This is a genomic window from Pantoea vagans (assembly GCF_004792415.1).
Lineage (GTDB): Bacteria > Pseudomonadota > Gammaproteobacteria > Enterobacterales > Enterobacteriaceae > Pantoea > Pantoea vagans.
Genome location: NZ_CP038853.1, coordinates 2803485 through 2815459, shown reverse-complemented (window position 1 = coordinate 2815459; position 11975 = coordinate 2803485). Strand labels below are relative to the sequence as shown.

Genomic DNA, 11975 nt, shown 5'->3' with positions numbered 1-11975 from the left:
GCAAAAATTCCGCGATGTTCCACCCAGACTGCTTATTCTGTGCCAGAATAGTTGGGAATAATCTCAAGGAAACGCCATGTCTGCTATTGAAGTTATCCTCGTTGACCACCTCGATCGTCCCACCGGCAAAATGGAAAAGCTGGAAGTGCATGAAAAAGGATTACTGCACCGCGCGGTGACGGTCTACGTCTTCAATTCCCGGCAGGAGCTGTTACTGCAGCGGCGTGCCAGCGATAAATATCACTGTGGTGGCTTGTGGAGTAATACCTGCTGTGGCCATCCTTATCCGCATGAATCGACCCGCGACGCCGCCGAACGCCGTCTGCGTGAAGAGATGGGGATGATCGTGACGCTGACGCCGGTATTTGAGCTGAGCTATAACCTGAAGCTGAGCAACGGCCTGACCGAGCATGAATATGGCCATGTCTTCTTTGCCGTCTGCGACAGCCTGCCGCAGCTGAATCCGCAGGAAGCCGATGCCTTCGATTATCGTCCGATGGCGCTGATTGAGCAGCAGATGCAGCAGCAGCCACAGCAGTTCACGCCGTGGTTTTTGCATACCTTCCCGCGTATCCCGGACTATCTGGAGCAGTTTCCTTTCCCGGCCGTAACGGCATAAAAAAACCGCACCGAGGTGCGGTTTAATCGTGGGTGAGAGAAGTCAGGAATTATTGTTATCGCGGGTCCTGCGATTGATTCATGTTCTGTAAGCCTTTTTGTATCGCTTTGACTTTAACCGCAGTAACCGTAGTCTCACGGGATGACTCGCAGGAGCCTTCTGCAATTTCATTCATCTGCGTCATGCTTTCTTTCAAACGCTCAAACAATTTCTTGTCCATTACCAGCCCTCGTTTATCGCCCTTAGCAGATGTTTTGCATCATCTTATGAACCATCCCAGTTGCCTTTGTTATAAATCATTACCTGCCTGATTTTTGATTCAGATGCTTTGCAATCAGGCTAACAAAGCACCTTTCGCCGCTCCCTGAGCCTGCGCTCTACCCATGCCCTTACCGCTGTTTAACGTGGCAGCTCAAAATCCTCTGCATCCACATCATAGCCCGATGGTTCCCAGCGGATCGCCAGCAGCGCCAGCAGTCCGGCCAGCGGGGCCAGGAAGATCACCCAGAACACGCCAGTGCCCAGCGCGGCAACCAGCACCGGGAACAGAAACAGCGACACGGTCGAACTGCCGCGCATCAGCGTCTGGTTGAAGCCGACGCCCACGCCGCGCAGCGAAGTCGGGTAGCTCAGCGACGCAAAGGTCATCGTGTGCGAACCCGGCCCGAAGCCCTGACCAAACAGGAACAGCGCCAGCATGCCGATTGCCAGTGCGGCTTCCTGGCCGCCTTCCGGACGACCAATCAGCGCCAGCCCGAGCAGCGCCACGCACTGACAGCCATAACCCGCCACCGACATCTTCCACGCACCCAGACGCGGCACCAGTCGCACCGCCAGAATCCCGCCGACAAAGGCGAACAGCAAATTCAGCGCCAGTGACACCAGAATGGTGGTGAGCATCGACTGAGCAAAGAAGCTGGAGATAATCACCGGCAGACCAAACGCCACCGCGTTATAGGCAAACGACGAGGCGATAGAGGTGATGGTCGCCAGCAGCGTGCGACGGCGATAAACGCCCTGCAGCAGCGCGCCATAGTTGCGCCAGCTCGCTTTTCGCACCGGCGTGGCAGCGGTCAGCCCGGCGTCGGGTGCCACCTGCGCGTTGATGTTCCAGGCACTGCGTAAAATCGCGGCGGCCCCTTTCAAATCACCCTGATTGGCCGCCCACACCGGCGATTCACTCATGTAACGGCTGCGGATGGCGATGATAACAATCGCCGGAACGGCCCCAAAACCGAGGATCAGCCGCCAGAGCCAGTCGGTGTGGCTTTCAGGCAGCACCGCATAAAGCAGCAGCACCAGCAGATAGGAGATACTGATTGCCGCGTACCAGGTCGGACACCACATCGCCACGCTGGCGGCTTTATTCCCCTTGCCACGCAGCTTAGAAAACTCCGCCAGAAACGCCATCGCCACCGGCAGATCGATCCCGACGCCCAGCCCCATCACAAAGCGCGCACCAGCCAGCACATACTCATTCGGGGCAAAGGCACAGGCGATGGCGGCCACCACGAAAAAGAACATATCGGCCATAAAGACCCGATAACGGCCAATTTTGTCGGTGAGATAGCCGCCAATCAGCGCGCCGATGATCGCGCCGAAGGTGATGGCCGAGGCGACCATGCCGGTGCCGGTCGGCGTGAGACTAAACTCGCGCGTGATGTCTTTAATGCCAAACGCCAGCGCACCAAGGTCGTAGGCGTCAAGGAACACGCCTCCCAGCGCAATCGCCACCACAATACGGGCATTGTTACGGGCGCTGTCGCCGCTGTTCACTAAACGGGAAACGTCAGCTGCGCTGCGAATCCACTCTGTTTCGCCACCGGGCGAACTCCCTGCTGTTGCCACATGGGCGGAAGAGGTCAGGTCGGACATGATGTTGTACGTCTTTTATTATAAAAACAGATTTTCGAGAATAGCCGTTTAGACGCCCAGACGTAAATTCATTTCGGTTATAGATAATAATTTTTTAATCCCAAATCGTTATCAATTTGCGATAAAGTCAGCTGCATCGCCGCCGCGCCAGGCTACGCTTTTAAGGCAGATTATTTCCGCTGCACGCCTTGTCAGTCTCCCTCTCAGCGGCAGGCGAGCAGCCTCAACGCTAAGGCGTCCCATGCCTTGCGAGTCATCACGCGAAAACATCATGTAAAAACAACAAACTGCGATAAGGAAAAGACCATGGTCAGAATTCGGGGTTGGGTGGGAGTCAGCGCGTTGCTGCTCAGTATGGGGATGGCACAGGCGGCGGATCCGGTGCGGGTCGGCTCCAAAATTGATACCGAAGGATCACTGCTGGGCAACGTAATCCTTCAGGTGCTGGAAAAGCACGGTGTAAAAACCGTCAATAAAATCCAGCTCGGCACAACGCAGGTGGTACGCGGTGCCATCACGGCGGGCGAGCTTGATATCTACCCCGAATATACCGGCAACGGCGCGTTTTTCTTCAATGATGAAAAAGACAGCGCCTGGAAGAATGCCGCCGCTGGCTACGAAAAGGTGAAGAAGCTGGATGCGGAGAAAAACCATCTGGTGTGGCTGACACCGGCTCCGGCCAACAACACCTGGACCATTGCCGTGCGTAAAGACCTGGCAGAGAAAAACCAGCTCACCTCGCTGGCCGATCTCAGCGCCTTTCTGAAAAAGGGCGGCACCTTCAAGCTGGCCGCCTCAGCCGAATTTATCGAACGCAGCGATGCTTTACCGGCCTTTGAAAAAGCCTACGGCTTTGACCTCAAGCAGGATCAGCTGCTGTCGCTGGCGGGCGGCGATACTGCTGTGACCATCAGCGCGGCGGCGCAGCAGACCTCTGGCGTCAACGCGGCGATGGCCTACGGTACCGACGGTCCGGTGGCGGCACTGGGTCTGCAGACGCTCAGCGATCCCAAAGGTGTTCAGCCGATTTACGCGCCGACGCCGGTGATCCGCGAATCAGTACTTAAAGCCTATCCGCAGATTGCCGACTGGCTGAAGCCAGTGTTCAGCGCGCTTGATGAGAAAACGCTGCAACAGCTCAACGCCAAAATTGCGGTCGACGGCCAGGACGCCAGCAGTGTAGCGACCGAGTGGCTGCAGCAGAAAAAGCTGCTGTAACCGATGCAGATATCGCGGGACGCGATACGCCGTCCGGCTCAGCAGCCGGTGGCTTTGCTGCTGCTGACGCTGCTGAGCCTGGCGCTGGTGACCTTGCCGTTTCTTAACTTCGCCCCGAATCGTCTGGTGGCGGGTGAACCCCTGATGGGCTGGCAGATAAACCGCTTCGGGCTGTTGCTGCTGCCGCTGGTGACGCTGTGGCTGCTGCTGTGGCGTCAGCCCGGGCGCGTCACGCTGATGGTGGCGCTGCTGGCGGCTGAGCTGATGCTGGCGGCGATCATCTGGCTCAGCGGTCATCAGGCGACGTTGCTGAGTCAGCAGGGCAGCCGTCTGGCGCGCACCAGCTTTGCCAGCGGCCTGTGGTGCAGCGGTGCGCTGATCCTGCTGCTGATCACCGATCAGGTACGGCAGCTGACCCCGCATCGGCTGGCACAGCTGCTGCTTAATCTGCAGGTCTGGCTCCTGCCGCTGTTGCTGCTGTTCAGTGGCCAGCTCGCCGATCTCTCCCTGCTGAAAGAGTATGCCAACCGTCATGCGGTGTTTGATGCGGCGCTGAGCTGTCATCTTACGTTACTGGCCGGTACGGTCTTGCCTGCATTGATGATTGCGCTGCCGCTGGGCGTCACGCTGTTCCGGCGACCTGGCTGGCAGGGAAGTGTCTTCGGTGTACTGAATGTGATTCAGACGGTGCCGTCAGTGGCACTGTTTGGTCTGCTGATTGCGCCGCTGGCCGGTCTGGCTCAGCATTTTCCGTGGTTCGGTGACTGGGGTATCAGCGGCATTGGTATGGCTCCGGCGCTGATCGCCCTGGTGCTTTATGCACTGTTGCCGCTGGTGCGCAGCGTGGTGGTGGGGCTGCAACAGGTGCCGCAGGAGGTGCGCGAAAGTGCGCGTGGCACGGGCATGAGCGGCTGGCAGCAGTTTATCGCGGTGGACGTGCCGCTGGCGCTGCCGGTCTGGCTCGCGGGCCTGCGTGTCGTCGTAGTGCAGACGCTGGGCATGGCGGTGGTGGCGGCGCTGATTGGTGCGGGCGGCTTTGGCGCGATTATTTTCCAGGGGCTGTTAAGCAGTGCGCTGGATTTGGTGTTGCTGGGCGTTATCCCGGTGATTGCGCTGGCGGTCGTCATTGATGCGCTATTCCGCCTGCTGATCTCACTGCTGGAGAGAAAAGATGATTGAGTTTGATGGCGTTTCCCGCGCCTTTAACGGCAAAGCGGCGGTAAAAGATCTGTCGCTGCAGGTGGCAAAAGGGGAATTCTGCGTGCTGCTCGGCACCTCCGGCTCCGGCAAATCGACCACGCTGAAAATGATCAACCGGCTGGTGGAGTTTGATAGCGGTGAGATCCGCTTCGCCGGTGAGTCGATTCGTCAGCTTGATGCCCGTACATTACGCCGACGCATGGGCTATGCCATTCAGTCGATTGGCCTGTTTCCGCACTGGACGGTGCGGAAGAATATCGCCACGGTGCCGGCCCTGCTGGGCTGGTCCAGAGCGCAGATCGATGAGCGCATCGCGGCGCTGCTGGCGCTGCTGAACCTTGACGCGCAGCTGCTGAATCGCTATCCGCATCAGCTTTCGGGCGGGCAGCAGCAGCGGGTGGGTGTGGCGCGGGCACTGGCAGCTGACCCGGAAGTGCTGCTGATGGATGAGCCGTTCGGCGCACTCGATCCGGTGACGCGCGGCGTGCTGCAGCAGGAGATGCTGCGTATTCATCGGCTGTCGGGCCGCACCATCGTGCTGGTGACGCATGACATCGACGAAGCGCTGACGCTGGCAGATCGCATCGTGCTGATGGATAACGGTGAAATTGTTCAGCAGGGCAGGCCGGTTGAGCTGCTGACCCAGCCAAAAAATGACTTCGTGCGCGACTTCTTTGGCCGCAGTGAAATGGGCGTCCGGCTGCTGTCGCTGGAACAGGTCGGGAATGCGGTACGGCGTGGCGAATGGCTGGCAGGCGAACCGATCGCTGCCGCACTGACGCTGCGGGATGCGCTGTCGCAGTTTATCGCCCGGCGCACTGATAAACTGCCGGTCGTTGACGATCAGCAGCAGCCGCTGGGCGTGCTCCACTTTGGCGACCTGCTGCAACTGCGCGAGGGCTTAACATGCGCAGGCTAAGGGATCCGCTGCTGTGGCTGGTGCTGTTCTATGGCGCGCTGCTGACCCTGATGCCTTACAGCGGGCCGCTGTTTCACCGCTGGTTTCCCGAACTGGCACGGCCACTCTATCAGCAGGAGAGCTTCTGGCAGCTGACGCTGGCGCATCTGTTTCTGGTGGTCACCGCCAGCCTGCTGGCCATTGTTATCGGCATTGGCAGCGGTGTGCTGGTGACCCGGCGAGTGGGGCGCGCTTTCCGGCCGCTGATGGAAACTATCGTGGCGGCGGGGCAGACTATTCCACCGGTGGCGGTATTGGCGATTGCGGTGCCGGTGATGGGCTTTGGCGCGTGGCCGGCGGTGGTAGCGCTGCTGCTGTACGGATTACTGCCAATTTTACAGGGTACGCTGGCGGGCATTGATAGCGTACCCGCCAGCAGCCGCGAGATTGCCATCGGGGTCGGCATGAGTAGCTGGCAGCGGTTGTGGCAGATTGAACTGGCGCTGGCTGCACCGGTGATCATCGCCGGGATACGCACGTCGGTAATCATTAACATCGGCACCGCGGCTATCGCCTCGACGGTGGGCGCGAAAAGTCTGGGATCGCCGGTGATTATCGGCCTGAGCGGGTTTAATACAGCTTATGTAATTCAGGGAGCACTACTGGTGGCGCTGCTGGCAATAGTGAGCGATCGCCTGTTTGAACGCCTGCAGCGCTGGCTTAGCGTGAGTGAACAATAAGAGAGTATCCCACCAGCATCAGACCGCTGGTGCCGCCGAGAGCCATAATGAAAAACAGCGTGGCGAAAAAGGCTTTTTTGACATTCATGGATGAAACCTGAGCTTGTTAACAGTGAGGCGGGGATAATAGCGCGCGCAAGGCAGGAGGCAAAGTGCCCGGCGTGCGTTTTTGTTATCAGGCCGGTTCGTGTAACCGCACGCCATAGCCCTGTTCCTGCCAGTGTGACAGCTGCTCCTGCTGACGACGGGTCAGTTTTTTACCGGTAAAGACAAACATATTCATGCCGGGAAAGAGTTCAGGACGGGGAACATCCAGCGGTTCTGCCAGTACGTCAATCCGCCAGCCATGCTGCGACAGACGCCAGCCTTCCAGCCAGATACGGGTGCGATCGTCGATGCCCCAGCCAATAATCAGCGCATCTTTACCCGATTTTTTGCGGCTGGCGGTCAGACAGAATGCAACATAGTCGATCAGCAGACCATCAAGCAGACTGCACATGGTGCGGGCCGTGTTCTGATCCAGACTCAGCTTCTGGCGCACAGGCATGAAAACGTGATCAATCAGCGCATCAATCGGATGTTCGCGACCAATCGCGGCAATTTTATTACGAAGTTTAGTGGGTCTGACGTGACGCAGAACGCTGATTAGCTCATCCTGCAGCGTGGTCCAGCCATCGTGCGCATCAACATCGCCACCTTCCAGCAGTGCCTTCACTTTACCGACCGGCACGCCACTTTCAATCCAGCGCATAATCTCTTCGATGCGCTGCACATCCTCTTCGTCAAACTGACGATGTCCGCCTTCGGTACGTTGCGGCTTCAGTAAGCCATAACGACGCTGCCAGGCGCGCAGGGTGACTGGGTTTATGCCACAGCGCTCGGCGACGTCACCGATACTGTATAAGGTCATAAATTCCTCTTTCGATTGGTCTGAGTGCGATTACCATAACGAAGCAAATTAAGTTGTACAATACATTTCTCAATGTACAACTTGACTGATACGGCTTTTCCAGGCTATATCTCAAATAAGAGAATTATTCCCAAAAACGAGAAAACACCATGCCGGAGCTGAATACGGAGCAACGACTGGCGGTGCGGCTGGCGGAATTACGCCTGCAACGCGGCTGGTCTCTTGATGAACTGTCTGTCGCTACCGGCATCAGCCGCGCGACATTATCGCGCATTGAGCGAAGCGAGACCAGTCCCACGGCTGCACTGCTTAATCGTCTGTGTGTCGCCTACGGCTTAACAATGTCGCGCCTGCTCAGCGAAGTGGAAGAAGAGTCCAGCCTGCTGGTCAGAAACGAGCAACAGCCGGTGTGGCAGGATGACGCCAGCGGCTTTATTCGCCGGAATATTTCACCACCTGCCCTTCATTTTAGATGCGAACTCGTAGAGGGCAAGTTACGGCCTGGTGCGCGTATCGATTATGATGCGCCACCCATCCAGGGGCTTGAACAGCATATCTGGCTGAGTGAGGGTGGTCTCACCATCACGATGGGGTCTCAGGCGTGGACGCTACAGCCCGGCGACTGCCTGCGGTTTCATCTGATCGGAAAATCGGCTTTTGAGGCGCACCTGACCGACGGCGCGCGTTACTTACTGGTGGTGGCAAAACCATGACGGATTACGCAACGCTCAGCGTGACCCAGGCGCAACAGCTGCTGGGTGAACTTACCGACGTTTTGCAGGGCTGCGTGGCAGACGGTGCCAGCGTCGGCTTTATTGATGCCGAAGACGATGAGGTGATGACGCGATTCTGGCAGCAGCGGATCGCCAGCATCACCAGCGGCGACAGCGAATTACTGGTTGCGCGTCAGCACGGTCGCATCGTGGCCACGGTCATTATCAGCCGCAGCGGCATCCCTAATGGCCGCCACCGCGCAGAGATCAGTAAACTGCTGGTGCATCCGCAGGCGCGCCGTCAGGGTATCGCCCGTGACCTGATGCAGCGTGCGGAGCGGCGAGCACGCGCGCAGGGCAAAACCCTGCTGGTGCTGGATACGCGCAGCGGCGATGTCGCGAGCGACCTCTATCGCTCGCTGGGCTGGCAGGTGGCGGGGTCGATTCCCTGTTATGCCGAGTCCACCGCAGGCGTGCTGGATGCCACCACCTATATGTACAAAGTGCTGGCGTAAAACACCGCCGTCGGACAATCGCTGAAATTTACGACACGGCACGAAAAATTCGGCGCGAAAGCTGACGCCGCCAGGATACTGTGTAAAAATACAGGCCATTTTTTCGGTGTGGTAACGCAAATCATGGCCCTGACAGCCGCAGTAAAAAGCCAGATAGCGCAGTGGTATAAAGCGCTTCAGCAGCAGGTGCCTGATTTTATTCCGCGAGCGCCGCAGCGCCAGATGATCGCCGAAGTAGCGAAATGCCTGGCGGGTGACGATGCGCGTCATCTGGCGGTAGAAGCGCCGACCGGCGTGGGCAAAACTCTCTCTTATCTGATTCCGGGCATCGCAGCCAGCCGCGCTCAGGAAATACAGCTGGTGATCAGCACCGCCAACGTGGCGCTGCAGGATCAAATCTTCATCAAAGATCTGCCGCTGCTGAAGAAAATTATCCCCGATCTCACTTTTACCGCCGCCTTTGGTCGCGGGCGCTATGTCTGTCCGCGCAATCTGGCGGCGATGGCGGCCGATGACGACCAGCAGGGCGATCTGCTGCTTTATCTGGATGATGACGCCGTCAGCAGTACCAAAGAAGAACAGACGCAGTGTGGCCGCTTACAGAAATCGCTGGATCGCTACCAATGGGATGGCCTGCGCGATCACAGCGAGGAGAACGTCAGCGACAGCCTGTGGCAGCGCCTCTCCACCGACAAAGCGAGCTGTCTGGGTTCGCACTGCCACTGGTATCGTGAATGTCCGTTCTTTGTGGCGCGGCGCGAAATTGAGCAGGTCGATGTGGTGGTGGCGAACCATGCGCTGGTGATGGCCGCGATGGAGAATGAGTCGGTGCTGCCGCCCGCTAAAAACCTGATGCTGGTACTGGATGAAGGACATCATCTGCCGGAAGTGGCACGCGATGCGCTGGAGATGAGCGCCGATATCACGCCGGGCTGGAGCAGCCTGCAGCTTGACCTGTTTATCAAGCTGGTCGAGAGCATCATGACGCAGACGCGGCCAAAATCGCCGCCGCCGCTGGCGAATCCGGAACGGCTGAAAGCGCACTGCGATGAACTGCGCGAACTGCTGACCATTACTGCGCAGGCGCTGAATCCGCTGCTGCCGCCCAATAACCAGCCGGGCGAATTTCGCTTTGTGCTGGGGGCGCTGCCGCAGGAGCTGCTGGATCTCTGCGCCCGGCTGTTTAAACTCAGCGATGCCCTGCGGGGACTGAGCGAAGGCCTGATTAATGCGCTCAGTGAGCAGACCGGCAAGGTCGATATGGTGCGACTGCATCGCAATCTGCTGCAGCTCAACCGGCAGTTTGGCTGGTTCGAATCGGTAAGCAAGCTCTGGCGGCTGGCGGCGATGGAAAAAGCCTCTGGCGCGCCGGTATCGAAGTGGATTACCCGCGAGCTGCGCGAAGGCCAGGCGCATCTGCTGTTTCACTGCGCCGGCATCCGCGTCAGCGACCAGCTGGAGAAGATGCTGTGGCGCAAAATTCCGCATGTGGTGGTCACCTCCGCCACGCTGCGATCGCTTAACAGCTTCAATCGCCTGCAGGAGATGTCGGGGCTTAGCGAAAAAGCGGGCGACCGCTTTGTGGCGCTCGACTCACCGTTTAACCATGTGGAGCAGGGCAAGCTGGTGATCCCGCAGATGCGCCTGGAGCCGCTGATGACGCACGAAGCGGAGCACATTGCCGAGATGGCCGGGTTCTTCCGTCAGCAGATGGCGGAAAAGAAGCATAAGGGCGTACTGGTGCTGTTTGCCAGCAACCGGGCGATGCAGCAGTTTGTCGCCTGTCTGCCCGATCTGCGGCTCTCGATGCTGGTGCAGGGCGATCAGCCGCGCAGCCGCCTGGTGGATCTGCACCGTCAGCGCGTTACCCAAGGTGACACCAGCATTCTGATTGGCCTGCAGTCCTTTGCTGAGGGGCTGGATCTCAAAGGCGATTTGCTGAGTCAGGTGCATATCCACAAAATCGCTTTTCCCCCGGTGGACAGTCCGGTAATTTTGACCGAAGGCGAATGGCTGAAAAGCCTGAAGCGCTATCCGTTTGAGGTGCAGAGTTTGCCCAGCGCCTCATTTACCCTGATTCAACAGGTCGGACGCCTGATTCGCAGCCATCAGTGTTATGGCGAAATCGTGATTTACGACCGCCGTCTGCTGAGCAAAGCCTACGGCAGCCGGTTGTTAGCCGCACTGCCGATCTTCCCGATTGAGCAGCCGGAAACGCCAGAGCCGGCAGCGATACCGGCCACCGTGGTGCCAAAGCACACCGTGCGTAAACGCCGTCCCACGCGGCGCTGAGCCGCGCACTTAACCGGAAGCGAGTGATGGAACTGAATAAAATCATTAAAGAGGTGGGTCGCGGTAAAAATCATGCCCGCGATATCGACTTTGATACTGCCGTGGCGCTCTATGGCGCGATGCTGGCGGGCGAAGTGCCGGATCTGGAGCTGGGCGCTATTCTGATTGCGCTGCGTATTAAAGGCGAAGGTGAAGCCGAAATGCGCGGCTTTTATCAGGCAATGCAGGCGCAGATGATGCAGCTGCATGCGCCGGAAAATCGCCCGATGCCGGTGGTGATCCCCAGCTACAACGGCGCACGCCGCCAGGGGAATCTCACACCGTTGCTGGCGTTGCTGCTGGTGAAACTTGGCTTCCCGGTGCTGGTACACGGCGTCAGCGACGACGCGACACGCATCACCAGTGAAGCGGTGTTTGCCGCACTGGGTATTGCGCCCGTCACCACCGCGGAGGCGGCGCAGACAAAACTCGATCAGGGTGAACTGGCCTTTATCACCATCGATCATCTCTGCCCGCCAATGGCGAAACAGCTGTCGCTGCGCTGGCGGATGGGGGTGCGTAATAGCGCACACACGCTGGCAAAACTGGCTACGCCGTTTGCGGAACGGGCGGCGCTGCGGCTGTCGAGCGTCTCGCATCCTGAATATGTACCGCGTGTGGCGAAATTCTTCAGCGACATCGATGCGCCTGCGATACTGCTCAATGGCACCGAAGGGGAAGTCTATGCGAATCCCCAGCGCTGCCCGGCGATCAGTATGATTCAGGGTGCAGGCGCGGAAGCGGAAGTGTGGGTGGAGCGTCAGCCGGAAGTGGCGGTAGAGCTGCCGGCAGACAAGACGGCAGAAGTCACTGCGCGCTGGATTGAAGAGGTACTGAATCAGCAGCGCCCGGTGCCTGCGTCACTGCGACTGCAGCTCGCCTGCTGCCTGCGCGCCAGCGGCCAGTGCGACTCGCTGGCAGCGGCAGAGCAGCAGATCCTCGCCGCCGGGTACTGA

At 58.7% G+C, this 11975-nt stretch carries 12 protein-coding genes; 9 read left to right on the top strand and 3 right to left on the bottom strand.

Going from position 1 to position 11975, the window contains the following annotated elements; translation table 11 throughout:
- Positions 1-76 precede the first annotated feature (76 nt).
- Positions 77-619 (top strand): isopentenyl-diphosphate Delta-isomerase, encoded by a 543-nt coding sequence (idi, locus tag EGO56_RS13295; RefSeq protein ID WP_135909626.1) that lies wholly within the window; start codon positions 77-79, stop codon positions 617-619.
- A gap of 55 nt (positions 620-674) precedes the next feature.
- On the opposite strand, the gene EGO56_RS22330 is transcribed toward idi, so the two are convergent.
- On the bottom strand, positions 675-839 hold the full coding sequence (locus EGO56_RS22330) for a hypothetical protein (RefSeq protein WP_167493410.1): 165 nt from the start codon (positions 837-839) through the stop codon (positions 675-677).
- 179 nt (positions 840-1018) lie between these two features.
- Positions 1019-2494, bottom strand: a complete 1476-nt coding sequence (locus EGO56_RS13290; RefSeq protein WP_135909624.1) for an MFS transporter — start codon at positions 2492-2494, stop codon at positions 1019-1021.
- Between the two features lie 306 nt (positions 2495-2800).
- Between EGO56_RS13290 and osmF the strand changes: the two genes are divergently transcribed.
- The 4 genes from osmF to EGO56_RS13270 are packed head-to-tail and all read left to right on the top strand — an operon-like array spanning position 2801 to position 6550.
- Complete coding sequence (osmF, locus tag EGO56_RS13285) at positions 2801-3712, top strand: glycine betaine ABC transporter substrate-binding protein OsmF (RefSeq protein ID WP_107319444.1); 912 nt, start codon at positions 2801-2803, stop codon at positions 3710-3712.
- 3 nt (positions 3713-3715) lie between these two features.
- Complete coding sequence (locus EGO56_RS13280; protein WP_135909622.1) at positions 3716-4891, top strand: ABC transporter permease; 1176 nt, start codon at positions 3716-3718, stop codon at positions 4889-4891.
- On the top strand, positions 4884-5831 hold the full coding sequence (locus tag EGO56_RS13275; RefSeq protein WP_135909620.1) for an ABC transporter ATP-binding protein: 948 nt from the start codon (positions 4884-4886) through the stop codon (positions 5829-5831). The genes EGO56_RS13280 and EGO56_RS13275 overlap by 8 nt, the downstream gene beginning before the upstream one ends.
- Entirely contained in the window at positions 5819-6550 is a 732-nt protein-coding gene (locus EGO56_RS13270) for an ABC transporter permease (RefSeq protein ID WP_135909618.1), read from the top strand. The genes EGO56_RS13275 and EGO56_RS13270 overlap by 13 nt, the downstream gene beginning before the upstream one ends.
- Before the next feature lie 175 nt (positions 6551-6725).
- On the opposite strand, the gene EGO56_RS13265 is transcribed toward EGO56_RS13270, so the two are convergent.
- Entirely contained in the window at positions 6726-7460 is a 735-nt protein-coding gene (locus tag EGO56_RS13265) for a MerR family transcriptional regulator (RefSeq protein WP_135909616.1), read from the bottom strand.
- Positions 7461-7609: 149 nt separating this feature from the next.
- Here EGO56_RS13265 and EGO56_RS13260 point away from each other — a divergent pair, with 149 nt between their 5' ends.
- From EGO56_RS13260 to ybiB, 4 genes are all read left to right on the top strand, one after another.
- Positions 7610-8173, top strand: coding sequence for a helix-turn-helix domain-containing protein (locus EGO56_RS13260; RefSeq protein WP_135909614.1), 564 nt, complete (start codon positions 7610-7612; stop codon positions 8171-8173).
- Positions 8170-8688: a GNAT family N-acetyltransferase gene (locus EGO56_RS13255; RefSeq protein WP_135909612.1), complete on the top strand. Its 519-nt coding sequence runs from the start codon at positions 8170-8172 to the stop codon at positions 8686-8688. Before EGO56_RS13260 ends, EGO56_RS13255 begins: the two co-directional genes overlap by 4 nt.
- Positions 8689-8811: 123 nt before the next feature.
- Positions 8812-10980, top strand: a complete 2169-nt coding sequence (gene dinG / locus EGO56_RS13250) for an ATP-dependent DNA helicase DinG (protein ID WP_135909610.1) — start codon at positions 8812-8814, stop codon at positions 10978-10980.
- A gap of 26 nt (positions 10981-11006) precedes the next feature.
- Entirely contained in the window at positions 11007-11975 is a 969-nt protein-coding gene (gene ybiB / locus EGO56_RS13245; protein ID WP_135909608.1) for a DNA-binding protein YbiB, read from the top strand.